Source organism: Staphylococcus sp. FSL W8-1207 (genome assembly GCF_038003745.1).
In the GTDB taxonomy this organism is placed as follows: Bacteria; Bacillota; Bacilli; order Staphylococcales; family Staphylococcaceae; genus Staphylococcus; species Staphylococcus equorum.
In genome coordinates this window covers 764,733-785,307 of the sequence record NZ_JBBOPU010000001.1, presented here as the reverse complement: position 1 = coordinate 785,307, position 20,575 = coordinate 764,733, and the positions used below count along the sequence as shown (strand labels likewise).

The window sequence follows — 20,575 nt, the reverse complement described above, 5'->3', positions numbered from 1 at the left end:
GTCATTTTAAAATTAATTTTATACTTTCCCTTTAAGCATTATACTCGCTTTTGATAAAAAGAAAAGACACGAAATCATAATTCATTTCGTGTCTTACTGGTGTTATTTATAATAATTAAATAGTTTAACCAATAACTTGATCCTCTATTTGTTTGGTAATTCCTGGTTCAACACTTTCTAAAGCTTGTTCAGATATTTCAATTGAACGTTTGTATCTATTATTTTTAAATAGTCTTTCAGCCTCATTAAGGCTTTTATCTATGTTCGAACTATCTTTACGGTAACGGTTACCATATTCAATAAGTTTCTCAGCATAAACTGCATTAACAAGCACATCCGTAGCTTCATCTTCAAATTTATTCATTTGTAGCACTACTTTAGATACTTTATCTTTCAATTGTTTAACATGTATTGGACGTACACTGAATTTCTTGTTTACTTCACGCACTTCATAATCAATTTCATTTTTCATTATAATGAAACGTTCTGGTACGCTTGGTAAGTTAGAAGCTAATAGTTTTCTATAAACTTCTTCTTTTTTACTTTGTACACGTAAGATATTTTCTTCTGCTTCTGCTTCATCTTCGCGTAGTTGAATTAAGTGATTTTGTAATTTTTCTTGTTTTTCATTAATCACAGCTACATGCTCTTCGATATATTTCAAGTTATCTTGAACTTCACTGTAGCGTACTACAGATTTGGCCATTTCTTTTAGAATTTCATCATAAACAGCTATTAAGTTTTGAATTTCATTTTCAAACTGTCTTACATTCTGTACATCACTTTCATTTATATAGTAATTTTCACGTACATATTCAATTTCAGTTTGTAAAGTATAATTCATTTCTTTTGCTCTAAACAAATTATCTGTAATGACTTCTTTTGATTCTTCTACTTCATTTTTCGCTTTAACTTCGTGCTCAATTAATTCATACATTTCATCAAGACGATCGTTAATATTATTTAATTTTTCATTCGCTTCATCAAGTTCCAATCTACTAATCATCGGTTCTACAAAGCTAAGTTCTGTTTTAAGCGTTTGTAAAGTGCTATCAATTTTGACATGATCTAAATCATAGCCTTCTACTTTGAGATCTCTACATCCGTATTTCATATCTTGGAACTGTCCAGGTAATTCTTTTTGTGCTTCTCTGATTAACTCAGGAATTTCTGACATATCCTTTTTTAAAAAGTTCATATCTTCATTTAAAGTTTTGATATGTTCATGTGCGTATACATAATTACCTTCTGCTTTATATGATTCATAGCTTTCCATTTCTGGTACGAATGCTTCAATTTCATGTTCTAACGGCACTGCTGCTTCACCGAACTGATGTCTGTTCGCTAACACGTCGCGCTTCATTTCTCGGTAATCCACTTTACATTCTTCATATAAGTGATCACTCTCTTTATGTACACCCATAATATCTTCGACATCTGTAGTTAATACATTGTAATTTTCTTCGTATTTATCCATCAATTCGTGTGCTTCATCAATTTCAGTTTGCGCTTGCGAAAATTTAAATTTATCAAGTAAACCTTCCGCATTGTGAATCTTTTCTTCTAATGGTAACAAATATTGATTTTTACTATCTAAAGACGTTTGTTTTAATCTATCATAAGTAGATTTTGTTTCACCTGTTAAAGTTAAATCAGATAATTGAGATAAACTTTCATCATAGGGTAATTGCTCTACTTGTAATTTTCGTTCTTCAGCCTTCTCAATCATTTGGCTTTTATTTGAACGCATATAGAATAATACACCGACAATAATCAGTATAATAACAATAATTGCTAGAATGATATACAATACCATATGTTTTCTCCTCCTATTTTATCACTATTCATTATAACGTAATTTACCCATGCATTAAAAGAGAAAATGAATTAATCATTGATAATATTTTAAATTTCATAGTAAATCTATCTCTGTTAATATTATGTATCATATTGCAACTAAAAAAAGCCCTTACAAATCATTTGATTGATTACTATTAAAACAGTCTTTATACTAAATGAAAAGTAAAAAGTGAGGTTTTATTAATATGACAGAGGTAAAAGAAACAAATTACGATTTATTACAAAAGCAAGTTGCTAGTCTAATCGAAGATGAATCAAATTTAATTGCTATACTTAGCAATGTCTCTGCTTTACTAAATGATTCGTTAGATCAAATTAATTGGGTTGGCTTCTATTTAATAGAAAATAATGAATTAATCTTAGGACCGTTCCAAGGTCATCCTGCTTGTGTACATATTGCTATCGGCAAAGGCGTATGTGGCACAGCTGTAGAAACAAACGAATCACAACTCGTTGAAGACGTTAATGCTTTCCCAGGACACATTGCATGTGATGCGAATAGCAAATCAGAAATTGTTGTTCCTATTCATAAAGACAATCAAATCATTGGTGTCTTAGATATTGATGCCCCTATTACAAATCGCTTTTCAAACACAGATAAAATTGCTTTAGAAGAAATTGTTAAGATCCTAGAACAGCAAATAGCTTAATATTTAACAATCGTCTTTCTATAGGTAAATCTGGGTTTACTATTGACAGTAATTCAGAACATGGTACAATGTTCTTTGTGTGAATAAACGAAATTAGCAGTTGCCTATTAGTTGGCTCTATGTTGTTCCCAACGCGGACGTGTCGTGTAACCGTAGCTATGAGGTGAGGATACATAAAACAATATATCCAAATAAGCATGCAACACTCTTTTTTGTTTTTTCATAACAACAAAAGAGAAAAAGGAGGAGTCTATTATGGCTCGATTTAGAGGTTCGAACTGGAAAAAATCACGTCGTTTAGGTATCTCATTAAGTGGTACTGGCAAAGAATTAGAGAAGCGTCCATACGCTCCAGGCCAACATGGTCCTAACCAACGTAAAAAATTATCAGAATATGCATTACAATTACGTGAGAAACAAAAATTACGTTATTTATACGGAATGACTGAAAGACAATTCCGTAACTCATTTGAAATTGCTGGTAACCAACATGGTGTCCATGGTGAAAACTTCATGCAATTACTAGCTGCTCGTTTAGATGCAGTTGTATATTCATTAGGTTTAGCGCGTACGCGTCGCCAAGCTCGCCAACTTGTTAACCACGGTCACATTTTAGTAGATGGTAAACGTGTTGATATTCCATCATATACTTTAAAACCTGGTCAAGAAATTTCAGTACGTGAAAAATCTTTAAAATTAGATATCATTGCTGAATCTGTTGAAATCAATAACTTTGTACCTGAGTACTTAGAATTTGATGCAGACAACTTAAAAGGTAAATATGTACGCGTTCCTGAACGTAGTGAATTACCTGCCGAAATCAACGAACAACTTATCGTTGAGTACTACTCAAGATAAGCGTTTTAATTTCAAACCAAGAAGTCCTTTCGAGGATTTCTTGGTTTTTTTATTACTATATAATTAACACCTTTCATCCAAATATTTAATTATAAGTAGAAATCCTTTTAACCCCCTCACTCATGGCACAATATCTTTTTACTTTCTTATAATAATTACTGTATGCTTATGAATAAAGGAGTGTTAAATTTGATTATTAGAGCATTAGAAGAAACAGATTTAGATTTTGTACATCACTTAAATAACGAATATTCCATTATGTCTTATTGGTTTGAAGAGCCCTATCAATCATTAAGTGAACTTCAATCATTATATAAAAAACATTTATTAGATGAGACTGAACGTAGATTTATTATTGAAAAAGATCAAACACGAATCGGTGTAGTTGAATTAGTTGAAATCGACTTTATACATAGTAACTGCGAAATTCAAATTATTATTGATTCAGAATATGGTGGCAAAGGATATGCCAAAAGTGCATTTAAAATGGCTATTGATTATGCGTTCCTAGTACTTAATCTCCACAAAATATATTTATTTGTTGATGTTAACAACGAAAAAGCTGTTCATATTTATAAAGCACAAAACTTCTCCATCGAAGGTACATTACAAGAACATTTTTATACTCGTGGTGAATATAGTGATTGTCATGTGATGGGATTATTAAAAAAGAATTGGGTAAATCATCATGATAATGATTTATCTCACATTAAATAATATACATTTCATTTTTATTAAAACTAGAAAAAGCTTAAATGAACCCTTTAAATTCATTTAAGCTTTTTTAATATTTTCATTTTTATAAAATATCATTTGGATTATCTGAAATCAATCCGTCTACACCTAGTTTTTGCAATACTTTTGCTTGTTCATGCTCATTCACTGTATAGGGCATCACTGACAATTTATACTGATGTGCATTTTTTAAAAACTTCTCTGTAACTAAAGCATAATTTGGATTTACATAATCCGCATAGGCAGCAATGCTTTTGAATGGAGGTAATTTATACCAATATTTCTTTTTACTAATCAATACACCTAGTTCATAGCCTTCATTCATATCAAATATTTTTTTCATACTTTTTTGATTGAATGATTGTACAATCACTTTATTTTTTGGTAAATCTGATGCATTTAATGCATCTATTAATTCACTTTCAATTCCAGGATAATTCTGTGGCTGTTTTAATTCTATTAGTAACTTTTGATGATAATCTCGAATTAAATTAATTACTTCATCCAAAGTCGGTATTGTCGCTCCCGCAAATTGCTTATCTTTAGTTATACCATAATCAAATTGTTGCAATTCCGCTAAATTCATATCCTTGATTTTTCCTGATCCATTCGAAGTACGATCAATCGAATCGTCATGAATAACTACGAGATGGTTATCTGATGTCCTGTGTATATCTATTTCTAATATATCAATATCACTTACAAGTGCAGCTTTAAAAGCAATCATCGTATTTTCAGGAAAATATGTAGCAATACCACGATGTGCCACTAATATGAGCTTGTTCTCATTATTATATATTGTCATTAAAGTTGCTCTCCTCTTTCTTTATATCTTATTTTCATCTAAACTTAAATTATCATAAATCAACTGGAGGTCAATCGTTATGGTTCAACATGAATTCAAAGTAAACACACAATGGTCTGGTGGTCGTGAAGCTGTAGGTCAACTTAACGGAGACGTATTAGATGAACAAATATCTATACCATCAGGTTTAGGCGGCAATGGAACTGGTACAAACCCAGATGAATTATTAGTTTCAGCTGCATCTTCTTGTTATATTATCTCACTTGCAGCTGTACTCGAACGTTCTGGTTTTAATAATATAGAAATTCAACAATCTTCTATAGGTACAGCTGTATTTGAAAATGCCAAATTTCGTATGGACAACATTATCCACTACCCTGTTATTGAAGTTGAAACTGCACAAAAAGATAGCTTAGTAAGAAAATTACCTAAACTCTTAAAGGTTGCAGACAATAATTGTATGATTTCAAATTCAATTAAAGGTAATGTCACTGTAAAAATAGAACCAAAAATAAAATAATTTAAAAAATTTTATATATGACGGAATATGAATGCGATAACAATGTATGCCCTTTCATGATATTTTATTTTGTTTATTTACATAATCTTTTAACTTTTGCACTTTTATATTTTCTGAAAATTTGATAAACTAAGACAATCATAAGCATTGGGGGAATCACATATGAAATACTATCGTCCTATGTTACTTACACCAGGACCAACGCCAGTACCAGATGAAATTTTACACGCAACACAGTCACCAATGGTCGGACACAGATCAAGTGACTTTGAAACAATTGCTGAAGAAGCATTTCGTGCTCTAAAACCAATATTCGGTGCGCAAAATGAAGTAATGATATTAACTTCTAGTGGGACAAGCTCTTTAGAAGCAAGCATGTTAAATATTGCAAATCCTGATGACAACATTGTTATCATTGTTTCAGGTGCTTTTGGTAATCGTTTCAAACAAATTGCAGAAACATATTACGAAAACGTACATATTTTTGAAGTCGAATGGGGCAAGGCTGTAAACGTGCCTGAATTTATTGACTTCTTAAAATCATTGAACACAGATATTACAGCAGTTTATAGTCAATATTGTGAAACATCCACTGCAGTGTTGCATCCTGTCCATGAATTAGGACATGCCCTTAAAGCATACGACGAATCGATTTACTTTATTGTTGATGGCGTGAGTTGTATCGGTGCAGTTGATGTAGACTTACAACGAGATCAGATTGATGTGCTTATTTCTGGTAGTCAAAAAGCTATTATGTTGCCTCCTGGTTTAGCGTTTGTAGCTTATAATAATCGTGCTAAAGAACGATTTAGCCAAGTTACGACGCCAAGATTTTATTTAGATTTAAATAAATATTTGAAATCTTTAGAAGCAAATTCAACACCTTTCACACCAAACGTTTCGTTATTTAGAGGTGTGAATGCCTACGCCAAATTAGTTGAAGAAGAAGGATTAGACCAAGTTATTGCACGTCACTATGCAATACGTGATGCTTTAAGAAAATCACTCAATTCACTAGGCTTAGATTTATTAGTCCAAGATGAGTTTGCTTCACCTACTGTTACGGCCTTTGTGCCTAAATCAAAAGAAGAACTCAACTTCATTAAAAATGAACTTAAAAACCGTTTTGCTATAACGATTGCAGGTGGACAAGGTCATCTAAAAGGAGAAATTCTACGCATAGGTCATATGGGTCAAATTTCACCTTTTGATATTTTACAAGTCGTATCAGCATTAGAAATTCTATTAACTGAATTCAGAAAAGAATCATATATTGGTACAGCAATTACTCAGTACATGGAGGTCGTAAAAGCATATGTATAAAATTTTAGTATCTGATCCAATCTCACCAGAAGGTTTAAAAAGTTTAATTGACCATAAAGACTTCGAAGTCGAAATCAATACAGAATTAAATGAAAGCGAACTCGTTGAAAAAATTGGTGATTATCAAGGCTTAATTGTTAGAAGCCAAACACAAGTCACTGCAGAAATGATTGAAGCAGCACCAAATCTAAAAGTTATTGCTAGAGCTGGGGTCGGTGTAGACAACATTGATGTCGATGCAGCTACCAAAAATGGTGTTATCGTAATTAATGCACCAGATGGTAATACTATTTCTGCTACTGAACACTCTATGGCTATGATTTTATCAATGGCACGTAATATCCCACAAGCACATCAATCATTGAAAAATGGAAAATGGGACCGTAAAACATATAGAGGTACAGAACTTTATAATAAAACGCTTGGCGTCATCGGTGCTGGTAGAATTGGTTTAGGCGTTGCAAAACGTGCACAAAGTTTCGGTATGCATATTTTAGCTTTTGACCCTTACTTATCTGAAGATAAGGCAAAAGAACTAAATGTCACACGTGCAACGGTTGAAGAAATTGCTGAACAAGCAGACTTCGTTACTGTACACACACCATTAACTCCAAAAACTAAAGGTATCGTTGGTAAAGACTTTTTCGAAAAGGCAAAACCAACGTTACAAATTATTAACGTAGCACGTGGTGGTATTATTGATGAAACAGCGCTATTAGACGCTTTAAACAATGATCAAATTCAAAGTGCGGCAATAGATGTATTTGAAAGCGAACCAGCAACTGAGTCCCCTCTTGTTGATAACGATAAAATTATTGTTACACCACATTTAGGTGCATCGACTGTCGAAGCTCAAGAAAAAGTGGCTGTTTCAGTAGCAAATGAAATCGTTGATATTTTCGAAAATGGTAACGTCTTAAACGCGATTAACGCACCAAAAATGACTTACAGTGAAATCAATGATGAATTGAAGCCTTATATTGAATTAAGTAAAATGACTGGTGAAGTCGGTATTCAATTACTTGAAAAAGCACCTCGCGAACTACAAATCAAATACGAAGGTGACATTGCATTAGATGATACAAGTTTGATTACAAGAACACTTGTATCTGGCGTCTTACGTCAAGATTTAGCAGAACGTGTAAACTTAATCAACGCCTTAGTACTCTTAAATGAACAAGGTGTATCTTATAATATTGAAAAGAATACAAAACATCGTGGTTTTAGTAACTATATAGAATTAACATTAATTAATAAAGATACTCAAATTAAACTTGGCGCAACTGTACTCAATGGTTATGGTCCAAGAATCGTACGTATCAATGATTATCCAGTAGACTTTAAACCAGAACATCACCAACTAGTAATAAATCATAACGATAGACCAGGCATTGTAGGCCGCACAGGACAAATTCTTGGCACATATGATATCAATATCGCTTCAATGCACCTTGGTCGTACAAACCAAGGTGGTAACGCCCTAATGGTATTATCAATTGACCACCCTGTTACACCAGATGTTATTGATGCATTATATCAAATTGAAGGATTTAATTTGATACGAAGCGTTGAACTGGATATTCAAAGTGATGCAAACTACAATATTTAAATATTGAATCATCATAAAAGAACTTAGAATATAAATAACTTATTTCTTAAATTAAAAATACCAGTCTATTAGTTTTCTAATGGATTGGTATTTTTTGTTGGCAATAAAAAAAGATACTGACGCATTATTATTTAGTCATCAAATAATAAGCGTAGTATCTTTTAATTACAATAATATTTCTCTAATATCTCCTACATGGTCTACGATATATTCAGCATCGTAAGACTCTAATTCTTCACGTGCATTCTGTCCTTTCAAACCTGTCAATGGACCAATGAAAGTCGCCCCTATTTTTTTAGAACTTAACAGATCTGCCAATGAATCTCCTACCACAAAAACATCATCTTTATTAACACGATTTTCTTGATTTGTAGCATATTTTTCATAATTTTTTAAATGATTACCTTCTAATGTTGCTAAATAGCTAAACGGATTAGGCTTACCTAATGGTTTTAACTTAGGATATTGTTCCTCAGCGATTAATACCTCACTTGCAGTAACAATATGTAAATCATCAAATAAATCTTTGATACCAATTGCTTCAAATGGCACTAATGTTTCTGTTCTAGGTCTACCAGTTGCAATGGCTATATGATAGCCAGCAGCTTTCAAATCTGTTAATAACTGTTTAATTTCAGTTACAGGTCTTAACACAACTTCGTTATATATGTAACCTTCTTTAAATTCTGTACGGTTAGGCTTTTGTTCTACTTCGTTAAATAACTTAGAACCTAAGTACCACTCTTGGTAAACCTCTTGAGCTAGCGTCCAAAACGGACTTTTCAGTTCAAATAATGCTGTTTGCTTTGTATTTAACTGATCACCAGCATGCGTAACAAGTGTTTGATAAATATTATCTTTTCCTGAACTTATACCATCTAAAAACGATAATGGTGACTCAAAGTTCAATTCTATATCAAAAATATTTCCACCAATTTGTTGCAATGTTTCTTGATTAAAGCTTTCTGGATTTAAAACTTCCACTAATTTTTCTTGGGGTAATGTTTTACATATTTCAATAAAGTGAATGGCTACAACTACAAATAACATATCCCAATTTGAATTTAATCCAAGTGACTTTAACTTAGTTAAAATTTCATCATGGTAGAATACGATTTCTCTTATTTCAGTAATTTGTTGATCACTTAAATCATCAAATTGTATAGATGGATCTAAGCCCATATAATTTTTACTCATAAGAATTTCGTAAACCGTTAATGCAGATACATCAAAACACCTTTCTTCACTTAAAAAAACACCATCAACATCAAATAATACCGACTTCATGTCATCTACTCTCCTTAAATCAGAAAATTCTGATACTAGTTCATCGTACTATTTACCCATGAAAAGAGCAATGTATTTTCATCATTTTATCAAACAAATCATATCGTTAAATATTTAATTTTTTTAGATAAAAAATACGCCTTACAAAGTTCCACTTTTCAGTGATAACTATGATTAGGCGTATCCTAAAATAAACTTATTTAGATATTATTGCGTCTCCATTATTTTTGCTGCTCTGATTCCATTTGTACTTCAATTTCATCAGCTACTTGCTGAACTTGAGTGCCGATAATAACTTGGGCATTATGTTTACCACTCTTTGTCACACCGACAGCTCCTGCCCCCTTAATCTTAGCTTCATCAATAATGCTATTATCATGTAATTCCATGCGTAATCTAGTAGCACAGTTTGTTAATGATGAAATATTCTCTTTGCCACCTAATCCATCTAAAATTTGGCTTGCTGTATTTGTATATTTATTAGTTGTCGTTGTAGTTGCTCCTTCTGAATCTGCAACATCTCCCGTTGACGCTTCATCAGAAGTTGGATCTGCTAGTAAGTTATCCCCACGACCAGGTGTATTTAATTTCAATACTTTAATAGCAAATCTAAATACAAAGTAATATATAACAAAGAATACAAGTCCTTGTACTAACAACATGTATGGTTGACTTGATACAGGATTAATTAATGATAATACATAGTCTATTAAACCAGCACTAAATGAGAAGCCTGCTGTCCACTCGAACAATGCTGCTATAAACATGGATAAACCAGTTAAAAATGCATGTATCACAAATAACACTGGTGCCACAAACATGAATGAGAATTCAATTGGCTCAGTAACCCCAACAAAGAATGCTGAAACTGCGCCACCAAACATTAAACCATAAACACGTTTTTTCTGTTTAGATTCTGCTGTATGGTACATCGCTAATGCTGCAGCCGGGATACCAAACATCATTACTGGGAAGAAGCCAGCCATATAACGTCCTGTAATACCATGTACTGCACCATCACCAGTTTGGAATTTAGCAATGTCATTAATACCTGCTAAATCAAACCAAAACACTGAGTTTAACGCGTGATGCAATCCAGTCGGTATCAATAATCTGTTAAAGAAACCATATAAGAAAGCACCTCCTGGACCTAAATCTAAAATCCATGTCCCAAATATTACAATTGCTGAATAAATAAATGGCCAAACAAATAACATCAATACGGCCAATATAATACTAAAGAATGCTGTTAAAATTGGTACTAAACGTTTACCACTAAAGAATGATAACGCTGTAGGTAATTCAGTTTTACTAAATTTGTTGTAAGTATACGCTGCGATTAAACCAATCAATAAACCAATAAACACGTTAGAATTATTCATTTGTTCAAAAGCTTCGTTTACGCTTGTTTCTTTAACACCTAATAATGGTGCTAATTTTGCTGGACTTAAAACAACTGTAGTTAAAAAGAAACCTACTGCAGCCGCGAGTGCTACTGCGCCATCATTTTTCTTAGCCATTCCTAATGCTACCCCAATTGCAAAAAGAATACCTAGTTGTTCAAGAATCGTCGAACCGGCAGAAGAGAAAAACGCTGCTACCGTTGGTAAGACTCCCATTGCTGTTAATGCGTTACCGATACCCGTAATAATTGCGGCGGCTGGTAACACTGCAACAGGAAGCATAAGAGACCTACCAAGACGTTGAAAGAAACTAAACATAACAATTCCCCATTTCAAAATAGATATTTACACAAACAAACACCACATGCACAATATGTCCACGTGGTGTTTCTAAACGTTTTACTTGCTGTCATTGTACAGTTACATAATAACACAAGTTTAAAAAAATTCGTATATAAATTAAAATGTCTAACTATTTAAAAAATATTGAAACTTACTATTTATGATTCACATAATCATTTAATTCATTTTGTAATTGTGTCGTTCTACTTTCTAATTCTTTTGTTAAATATTCTAATTTTTCATTGCGCTTCATGTTTTTTGGTAAATGCTTCGTTTCGATAGGTTCCCCAAATTTAACAATCGCTTTACCCGTAACAAGTCCTTTAATTTCTTTAGGTCCTACATATGCAGCTGGTAAAATAGGAGCTTGGGCCATCAAAGCAATAGTTACTGCGCCACGTTTCATAGGTGATCCCTCATCATACTTCATGCGATGACCAGTTGGGAATATTCCTACTGTTTTATTTTCTTTTAATAATTTAACCGGTTTTTTCAATGTGCTAGGTCCTGGATTTTCTCTATCTACAGGAAAAGCATTTAAAGAAGTTAAAAACTTACCAAACCATTTATTATTGAATAACTCTTTTTTCGCCATGTAATGTGTTTGATTTGGGTAAATCGCAGTAGCTAACATGATAACTTCATTATAGCTTTCATGCGTACAAGTCACTACATATCTGTGAAGTTGAGGTATATTTTCTTTACCTTGCACTTCTAATGATTTACTTAGCTTAGTAATAATTATATTTAACAAACCGCTAATGAATTTATACATTTCTCCACCTACTTCATTTTCCATTATATTTACCTATTGATTCTATCATTTAGTCACCTTATGAACAAGAATATTTATATTTCAGTCTAAAGTTGTATAGTGCTATACTAGAAAAAGTTGTATAAACCTATCATAATAGGTTATATAGAATAAATCGGAGGTAAAGTATGTCAGATTTTAATAACGATCATAACTCTAATGAAACACAAAACCCTCGGCAGCCGCAACAACCGGAACAAGCTCACAATAAAAGGTCAAAAAACAAAACCAAATTCCCATGGTTTAAAACGATAATTGTGGCCTTAGTTGCCGGTATTATAGGCGCACTTTTGGTATTAGGTATTGGGAAAATCATGGAAAGCACAGGCTTAAATGATAACGGTTCTTCCGTTCAAGAAGCTTCTAATAGTAGTAATGGTGGCAATACACTCGATGGAAAAAGTGAAAAATATGATTCTGTGAACCAAATGATTAACGATGTCTCCCCTGCTATTGTAGGTGTTATTAATATGCAAAAAGCTCAAAATTTAGATAGTTTGCTAAAAGGTGATTCTTCTAAATCAGAAGAAGCTGGTGTTGGATCAGGTGTCATTTATCAAAAAAATAATGGTTCTGCATATATCGTAACGAATAATCACGTTATCGATGGTGCGAATGAAATCAAGGTACAATTGCACAATTCTAAACAAGTCGATGCGAAATTAGTAGGCAAAGATGCCTTAACTGATATAGCAGTACTAAAAATCAATGATACGAAAGGCACTAAAGCAATTGACTTTGCCAACTCTTCAAAAGTAAATACAGGAGATAGTGTTTTTGCAATGGGTAATCCCCTAGGTCTAGAATTTGCTAACTCGGTGACTTCAGGCATTATTTCTGCTAGCGAACGTACAATTGATACGAAAACATCTGCTGGTACGAATAAAGTAAACGTATTGCAAACAGATGCGGCAATCAATCCTGGTAATTCCGGTGGTGCACTCGTAGATATTAATGGTAATCTCGTAGGTATTAACTCAATGAAGATTGCAAGTGAACAAGTTGAAGGTATTGGCTTTGCAATCCCAAGTAATGAAGTTAAAGTTACCATTAAAGAACTTGTAGAAAATGGCGAGATTGAGCGCCCTTCCATTGGTATTAGTTTACTTAATGTAAGTGAGATACCAGAACAATATAAAGAAGAACTGAATACAAAACGCAATGATGGTGTCTATATTGCCAAAGTTCATGCTGATAACGAGCTTAAAGAAGGTGATATCATCACTGCGATAGATGATAAAAAAGTCAAAGAAGATGCTGACTTACGCTCTTATTTATATGAAAATAAAAAACCTGGTGATTCAGTAGAAATGACTATTGAAAGAAATGGTAAGGAGCAAACAGTGGAAGTACCATTAAAAGAACAAAAATCAACATCTTCAGAGTCATCTGAAAAAGAAAATGAAAGTCCTGCACCATTTAATTAAAACAATAACTTAAACTTAATAGTTATTTTGAACCAATCAAGTAAGATTAGTTTACTTGATTGGTTTTTTATATTTTATAAATTATCCTTATCTAGTTCTCTAATAATATTTGTTTCAGTATAAAGTATGTTTAGTTCAATACTACATAAAGTATACAAAATGACAATTTTCATTTTAAAAATTGACAATGCTTTAGGCCTACTACTACAGGAAATACACTCGCAGAGGAATCCAAGATGAGTCTATTCCAAGAAAAACTTACACAAAAATAGCCAACAAAATCATAAGGTTTTGTCGGCTGTTTTGACGATAATTTATATATATATCGCGTTATTCATCTATCTATCTTCAAATATTATTTATAATTAACCATGAAATATTTTTTCTTACCACGACGAATAATAGTAAATTCATTCTCGATTATATCGTCATCGTTTAATTCATAATTCACATCTTGTTGTCTTATACCATTGATATAAATTGCACCATTATTCACATCTTCACGTGCTTGACGCTTAGATGATGAAATACCAGTTTCAACAATCGCTTCAACAATATTTGTAGTTTCTTTACTCAATTCAACTTGTGGCACATCCTTGAATCCTGCTTTTAATTCTGAAGCTGACAATGATTGTAAGTCACCTGCAAATAATGCTTTTGAGATACGAATTGCATCATCTAATGCAGCTTGACCATGGATGAAACGTGTGACATTTTCTGCTAAAGCTTTTTGTGCTTCGCGTAAATGCGGTGCTTCATTTAAGGATTTTTCTAATGCTTCAATTTCTTCTTTTTCTAAGAATGTAAAATATTTCAAGAATTTGATTACATCATCGTCTGTAGTGTTAATCCAAAATTGGTAAAATTCGTATGGACTCGTTTTTGTAGCGTCTAACCAAACTGCGCCACCTTCTGATTTACCGAATTTTTTACCATCTGATTTAACGACTAAAGGAATCGTCAGTCCGTATGCTTCTGTTTGACCGTACATACGACGCATTAATTCAATTCCACTTGTGATATTGCCCCATTGATCAGAACCACCAACTTGTACTTTACAATTGTAAGTTTTGTTTAAATGACCAAAATCAATTGCTTGGAGTATTGTATATGTGAACTCAGTGAACGAAATGCCGTATTCTAAGCGACTTTGAATTGAGTCTTTACCCAACATGTAATTTACACCGACATGTTTACCGTAATCTCTTAAGAAATCAATCAATGAAATTTGGCTTAACCAATCTTTATTATTAACAAGTTTAGCACCTTTATCAGTACCAAATTCAAAAATTTTATGCATTTGTTCACTGATACCCTGTACGTTTAATTCAACTTGTTCTTCTGTTTGTAAGACACGTTCTTCAGATTTACCTGATGGATCACCAATCATTCCTGTTCCCCCACCTATTAATACAAGTGGACGATGCCCATGTTCTTGGAATCTACGTAAAGTTAAAAATGGTAATAAATGACCGATGTGTAAACTATCTGCAGTTGGATCGGCACCACAGTATAATGTAACTTGTTCTTTATTTAATACATTTTCTATACCAGATTCGTCTGTTTGTTGATAAATTAAGCCTCTCCATTTTAAATCTTCTAATAATGCATTTGTCATTGTATTTACCTCCTATATTTATTAAGATATTATTTTGAATAGATTTTAAATACCGTCCAAAGTTCAAGTCACTTTTAGCAAGTACGACCGAATAACACTTAAAAAATAAAAAAACGCCCCTACAAATTAATGTAAGGGCGCATGCGCACGGTACCACCATACTCTAAGTCAAACAACTTTATTAATGATACGTTCATTAACTTAAACGTTTGGATGATTGAAATCATTAAGGTGTATTCACATATTAATCATCGTTAGTTCACAGCAACCACTAACTCTCTGAAGATGACACCATATGTTACTTCTCCTTTATCCAAAAACGATATCGAATTGATATTAATTATAAGTAACTCTATTTTAAAAGTCAACATCATTTATTATGTTATAATATTGCATACGTAAGGAGGTCAAACATGGAAAATCAAACACATGAAAATAATGTTCACAATCATTTACATAACTCTAAATTCTCTAAATTTGAAATTATCTATAAAAAATTAAAGCATCTTTTCATTGGCTTGTTTGCAATTTTCGCATGTACCTTTATTATTTTATTGGCCATATCAGTATTTTACTTCCAAAGTTTGACTGATGAATCTGTAAACATGTCAGATAATGAATTACGTACAAAATTGCTGAGCATTGCTGGTAACCAAGATATAAATTATAACAATAAGCATATTTTAGCAGAATACAATAAATCGACAAATTCACTCATCGTAGGACCTAAACATGTAAATAGCAACGTGATAAAGGCATTGACTTCTTCAGAAGACAGCTTATTTTTCTATCATAATGGTATTTTACCAAAAGCTATCATTCGAGCAGTTGGGCAAGATATATTTAATACAGAAGCTGCAACTGGAGGTAGTACCATCACCCAGCAACTCGTAAAAAATCAACTACTGACAAATGAAAAAACATATAATCGCAAAGCTAATGAACTTATCTTATCTATGCGAACTGAAAAGATTTTAACCAAAGATGAAATTATCTATACTTATTTGAATATCGTGCCTTTTGGACGTGATTATAATGGTTCTGATATCACAGGTATCGCTTCAGCATCTTATAGTTTATTTGGAAAAGCCGCTACAAACTTAAATATTGCTGAATCAGCCTATCTGATTGGACTTTTACAAAGCCCTTATTATTATACCCCTTATGACACGGATGGTTCACTCAAATCTGACGCTCAGATACAGATTGGTTTGGATCGCCAACACTATGTGCTCAAACGGATGTTGGTTGAAGGTGAAATTACTGCTTATGATTTTAAAAAGGCTGAAAAATACGATATCAAACAACATTTAATGACAAAATAAAATGGCTAGTTCATAAACTACTCAGGCAAATAAAAAATAGCTGTGAAGAAATCTATCGTTATAGATTTCCTTACAGCTATTTTTAATATGTTTGTATCATATAATAGTTAAAATTTAGAATAGTCCAATTGCATGTCCATCATCAGTAACATCCATGTTTAATGCTGCTGGTTTTTTAGGGAGACCAGGCATAGTCATGATTGCTCCAGTCAATGCAACTATAAATCCTGCGCCTGTTTTAGCTTCTAATTCACGAATAGTGATTTCAAAACCTTCAGGTGCGCCTAATTGTGTTGCATCATCTGAGAATGAATACTGTGTTTTAGCCATACATACTGGATAGTTATCCCAGCCATTTTCTTTAAACTGTTTAAGCTGTTTCTGTGCTTTACTACTAAATGTGACTTTTGATCCACCATAAATTTCTTTAACAATTGTTTCGATTTTTTCTTCAAGTGGTAAATCTAATTCATATAAATGTTTGAAATCTTGTGGTTCATCAAGTACTTCTAGCACTTCATTCGCTAGATCGACACCACCTTTGCCACCTTTTTCCCATACTTCAGTTAAAGCAAGTCTCACACCATTCTCTTTTGCCCATTGTTGTACATATTGTGTTTCTTCTTCAGTATCATGTACGAACGCATTCAATGCAACTACAGGTTCTAAACCATATTTTTTAACATTTTTAACGTGGCGTTCTAAGTTCACGATACCTTTTTTAACCGCTTCAACATTTTCTTCTTTTAAGTTGTCTTTAGCTACACCACCATGCATTTTAAGCGCACGAACTGTCGCAACTACTACAACTGCTGAAGGTTCAAATCCTGCTTCACGTACTTTAATATCGATGAATTTTTCAGCGCCTAAATCTGAGCCAAAGCCTGCTTCAGTTACAACGACATCTGCTAAATCTCTCGCAGTTTCTGTCGCTAAAATTGAATTACAACCATGTGCAATATTTGCAAATGGCCCACCATGTACAAGAGCTGGTGTGCCTTCAATTGTTTGTACTAGGTTTGGTTTAATTGCATCTTTAAGAATCATCGCTAATGCGCCTTCTACTTTTAAGTCAGCTACAATAACAGGTTTACGTGATCTAGTATAACCTATAGTAATTCTACTGATTTTTGCTTTTAAATCATTAAGGTCATTAGATAAACAAAGAATTGCCATTATTTCAGAAGCAACAGTAATATTAAAACCATCTTCTCTTGGGACCCCTTGCGTTGGTCCACCTAAACCTACATTTACGTTACGTAATGCACGGTCATTCATGTCTAAAACACGTTTCCATTCAATACGTCTTTGATCGATTTCTAATTCATTACCTTGATGCATGTGGTTATCAATAAATGCTGACAGTGCATTATTTGCAGTAGTGATTGCGTGGAAGTCGCCATTGAAGTGTAGATTTATATCTTCCATTGGTAATACTTGTGCATAGCCACCACCAGTTGCACCACCTTTTATTCCGAAAACAGGACCTAAAGCCGGTTCACGTAACGCTACCATGACGCTTTTCTTAAGTTCGTTGAATGCGTCTGCTAATCCAACTGTAACTGTTGATTTACCTTCACCTGCTGGCGTTGGACTCATCGCAGTAACTAATACTACTTTACCCTTACCATTTTTTTGTTGAACTTGATTAATATCAATTTTAGCTTTATAGTGCCCGTATGGTTCTAATGCATCTGCAGGGATACCCGCCTGTTTAGCAATATCTCCAATCGGTTTTAATGTTGATTGATTTGCAATATCTAAATCAGATAAGTGTGCCAAATTCGTTCGCCCCTTCTTAAATAAATTTTAAATCAATAAATATATTTCCCATATATGCTACTGATAAAAATAAATCCTTACATATTAATATTAACTAACTTATGTTGTGTTGTCGATTAATAGAGAAAGCGCTTTCAAAATAATTAGTGAATATTTTCACCTTATGTGTCCTATGTTACGCTAAAAATGTTATTTTACACCAAAAAAACTCCCTAGATATCATCATAATCTCTAGTGTGTCGAATAAACACATACTTAAAGTTGATGATATAAAGGGAGTCTGGAAATAACTTGCTTAATTTTAAATTGGAAATACAGGTTAGCTATTTCTGATTAAACTACTATTTTGTTTAATTAGTCTTCCATTGTACTTAAATCGCCTTCAGGTAAATCAAGTTCCCAAGCTTTAAGGACACGACGCATAATCTTACCAGAACGTGTTTTAGGAAGTTTTTCTTTAAATTCTATTTCGCGTGGTGCAGCGTGTGCGGCTAAACCTTCTTTGACAAATACACGAATTTCTTCTTTCAGTTCATCTGATGCTTCATACTCAGGTCGTAAAGCAACGAACGCTTTAATAATTTCTCCTCTTACTGGGTCTGGTTTACCAATCACACCTGCTTCTGCAACCGATTCATGTTCCACTAATTTTGATTCGACTTCAAATGGACCGACACGTTCGCCTGCAGTCATAATAACGTCATCTACACGACCTTGGAACCAATAATAACCATCTTCATCTTTATAAGCAGAGTCTCCAGAAACATACCAATCACCAATGAAGTATGAGTCATATTTTTCAGGATTTTTCCAAATGGAAACCATCATAGATGGCCATCCTTTTTTAATTGCGAGGTTACCCATTCGATTCGGTGGCAACTCGTTACCTTGATCATCAACAATAGATGCTTCTATGCCTGGTAAAGGTTTACCCATAGAGCCTAATTTAACATCCATGGATGGATAGTTAACAATCATATGGCCCCCTGTTTCAGTCATCCACCACGTATCTAAGACACGTTTGCCAAAGACATCTTTGGACCATTTAATGACTTCAGGATTAAGTGGTTCACCTACGGATAAGATACTTTTTAGTGATGATAAGTCGTATTTGTCTATAACATCATCGCCTGCACTCATCAACATTCTTAATGCCGTTGGCGCTGTGTACCATATTGTAACTTTATACTCTTCAATCATACCGTACCAAGCTTCAGGTGAGAATCTACCACCAACAATACAATTTGTCACACCATTTAACCAAGGACTGAAAATACCATATGAAGTACCTGTTACCCATCCAGGGTCAGCAGTACACCAATATACATCGTCTTCTTTAAAATCTAGTACATATTTACCAGAAATGTAATGAACGAGCATAGCTTTTTGAGCATGTAGCACGCCTTTAGGTTGGCCTGTTGAACCTGAAGTATAATGCAATATCAAACCGTCATCTAAGTTTAGCCATTCTGTTTCAAATTGATCACTAGCATTTTTTAATTCACTATTAAAATCAACATATTCACTTTCTACTTCCTCATCTACAACTACAATCGTTTCTAAATGTGGTAATTTATCTTTAGGAATACGTGGCAATAATGCATTCGTTGTCACAATCACTTTTGCTTCACTATTTTCTAGTCGATCTGCAACAGCTTTTTCCATAAATGCTTCAAATAATGGTCCTACAATTGCACCTATTTTTAATATACCGAATAAAGCAAAATAAAGTTCTGGCGTTCTAGGCATAAATACAAAAACACGATCACCTTTTTCAATATTTGCTTTATCTTTTAATACATTTGCCGCTTTATTAGAATTTGATTTCATTTCTTCAAAAGTATAACTTTCTTTACGTTTATCATCTTTATAATGTAACGCAACTTTTTCACCATTACCTTCATCCACATGGCGATCAATACACTCGTGTGCCATATTGATCTTACCAGTTTCTGACCATGAAAATGCTTTTTCTATTTCTTTCCAGTCAAAATTAGCGTACTCTTTTTCATAGTCTTTAAGGTTAAAATTTCCATTTTCCCCTTTGTATACTTCTACTTTCATTTTGAATCCCCCTCTTAATGAAATCGCTTGCTTAAAAATTATTATAACTAATATTGTCAAAATTTTCAAAATAATAGTGTGTAAACGAATACATTATTGTGTTATTTTAAACTTTTTTAACTTATAATAGACTTATATTAGATTGTTTACTGT

General features: G+C 33.1%; 16 protein-coding genes. 8 read left to right on the top strand and 8 right to left on the bottom strand.

Annotated features, from left to right (window positions below; all coding sequences use genetic code 11):
• Positions 1-124 precede the first annotated feature (124 nt).
• Complete coding sequence (ezrA, locus tag NSR03_RS04015; RefSeq protein ID WP_069801600.1) at positions 125-1,816, bottom strand: septation ring formation regulator EzrA; 1,692 nt, start codon at positions 1,814-1,816, stop codon at positions 125-127.
• 229 nt (positions 1,817-2,045) lie between these two features.
• Between ezrA and NSR03_RS04010 the strand changes: the two genes are divergently transcribed.
• The 3 genes from NSR03_RS04010 (at position 2,046) to NSR03_RS04000 (ending at position 4,085) form a co-directional block, all read left to right on the top strand.
• Positions 2,046-2,510, top strand: coding sequence for a GAF domain-containing protein (locus NSR03_RS04010; protein ID WP_021339067.1), 465 nt, complete (start codon positions 2,046-2,048; stop codon positions 2,508-2,510).
• 255 nt (positions 2,511-2,765) lie between these two features.
• On the top strand, positions 2,766-3,368 hold the full coding sequence (gene rpsD, locus NSR03_RS04005; protein WP_002507337.1) for a 30S ribosomal protein S4: 603 nt from the start codon (positions 2,766-2,768) through the stop codon (positions 3,366-3,368).
• A gap of 189 nt (positions 3,369-3,557) precedes the next feature.
• A complete protein-coding gene (locus NSR03_RS04000) occupies positions 3,558-4,085 on the top strand; it encodes a GNAT family N-acetyltransferase (RefSeq protein WP_002507336.1) in 528 nt (175 codons plus the stop codon).
• A gap of 82 nt (positions 4,086-4,167) precedes the next feature.
• On the opposite strand, the gene NSR03_RS03995 is transcribed toward NSR03_RS04000, so the two are convergent.
• Positions 4,168-4,908: a glycerophosphodiester phosphodiesterase gene (locus NSR03_RS03995; protein WP_021339066.1), complete on the bottom strand. Its 741-nt coding sequence runs from the start codon at positions 4,906-4,908 to the stop codon at positions 4,168-4,170.
• A gap of 79 nt (positions 4,909-4,987) precedes the next feature.
• On the opposite strand from NSR03_RS03995, the gene NSR03_RS03990 reads away from it, so the two are divergent.
• The 3 genes from NSR03_RS03990 (at position 4,988) to serA (ending at position 8,360) form a co-directional block, all read left to right on the top strand.
• Positions 4,988-5,428 carry an SACOL1771 family peroxiredoxin gene (locus NSR03_RS03990; protein ID WP_002507334.1) on the top strand — a complete coding sequence of 147 codons (441 nt, stop codon included), beginning with the start codon at positions 4,988-4,990 and terminating at the stop codon, positions 5,426-5,428.
• 162 nt (positions 5,429-5,590) lie between these two features.
• Positions 5,591-6,751, top strand: a complete 1,161-nt coding sequence (locus tag NSR03_RS03985) for a pyridoxal-phosphate-dependent aminotransferase family protein (RefSeq protein ID WP_021339065.1) — start codon at positions 5,591-5,593, stop codon at positions 6,749-6,751.
• Positions 6,744-8,360: a phosphoglycerate dehydrogenase gene (gene serA, locus NSR03_RS03980; RefSeq protein ID WP_002507332.1), complete on the top strand. Its 1,617-nt coding sequence runs from the start codon at positions 6,744-6,746 to the stop codon at positions 8,358-8,360. Before NSR03_RS03985 ends, serA begins: the two co-directional genes overlap by 8 nt.
• A gap of 165 nt (positions 8,361-8,525) precedes the next feature.
• On the opposite strand, the gene NSR03_RS03975 is transcribed toward serA, so the two are convergent.
• The 3 genes from NSR03_RS03975 to NSR03_RS03965 form a co-directional block, all read right to left on the bottom strand.
• Positions 8,526-9,647, bottom strand: coding sequence for an HAD family hydrolase (locus tag NSR03_RS03975; RefSeq protein ID WP_069801604.1), 1,122 nt, complete (start codon positions 9,645-9,647; stop codon positions 8,526-8,528).
• A gap of 221 nt (positions 9,648-9,868) precedes the next feature.
• The gene (gene nagE / locus NSR03_RS03970) at positions 9,869-11,368 is read right to left on the bottom strand and encodes an N-acetylglucosamine-specific PTS transporter subunit IIBC (RefSeq protein ID WP_021339063.1); all 1,500 of its coding nucleotides are present in this window, start codon (positions 11,366-11,368) and stop codon (positions 9,869-9,871) included.
• Between the two features lie 178 nt (positions 11,369-11,546).
• On the bottom strand, positions 11,547-12,167 hold the full coding sequence (locus NSR03_RS03965; protein WP_002512495.1) for a lysophospholipid acyltransferase family protein: 621 nt from the start codon (positions 12,165-12,167) through the stop codon (positions 11,547-11,549).
• A 167-nt stretch (positions 12,168-12,334) separates the two neighbouring features.
• Here NSR03_RS03965 and NSR03_RS03960 point away from each other — a divergent pair, with 167 nt between their 5' ends.
• Positions 12,335-13,633, top strand: a complete 1,299-nt coding sequence (locus NSR03_RS03960; RefSeq protein ID WP_021339061.1) for a S1C family serine protease — start codon at positions 12,335-12,337, stop codon at positions 13,631-13,633.
• Between the two features lie 355 nt (positions 13,634-13,988).
• Here the strand turns inward: NSR03_RS03960 and tyrS are convergent, their stop codons facing one another.
• Positions 13,989-15,251 (bottom strand): tyrosine--tRNA ligase, encoded by a 1,263-nt coding sequence (gene tyrS, locus NSR03_RS03955; RefSeq protein ID WP_021339060.1) that lies wholly within the window; start codon positions 15,249-15,251, stop codon positions 13,989-13,991.
• Between the two features lie 413 nt (positions 15,252-15,664).
• On the opposite strand from tyrS, the gene NSR03_RS03950 reads away from it, so the two are divergent.
• Positions 15,665-16,576 (top strand): transglycosylase domain-containing protein, encoded by a 912-nt coding sequence (locus NSR03_RS03950; protein ID WP_021339059.1) that lies wholly within the window; start codon positions 15,665-15,667, stop codon positions 16,574-16,576.
• A gap of 114 nt (positions 16,577-16,690) precedes the next feature.
• On the opposite strand, the gene NSR03_RS03945 is transcribed toward NSR03_RS03950, so the two are convergent.
• Positions 16,691-18,358 (bottom strand): formate--tetrahydrofolate ligase, encoded by a 1,668-nt coding sequence (locus NSR03_RS03945; protein WP_069801606.1) that lies wholly within the window; start codon positions 18,356-18,358, stop codon positions 16,691-16,693.
• A gap of 354 nt (positions 18,359-18,712) precedes the next feature.
• Positions 18,713-20,422 (bottom strand): acetate--CoA ligase, encoded by a 1,710-nt coding sequence (gene acsA / locus NSR03_RS03940; protein WP_021339057.1) that lies wholly within the window; start codon positions 20,420-20,422, stop codon positions 18,713-18,715.
• Positions 20,423-20,575 lie beyond the last annotated feature (153 nt).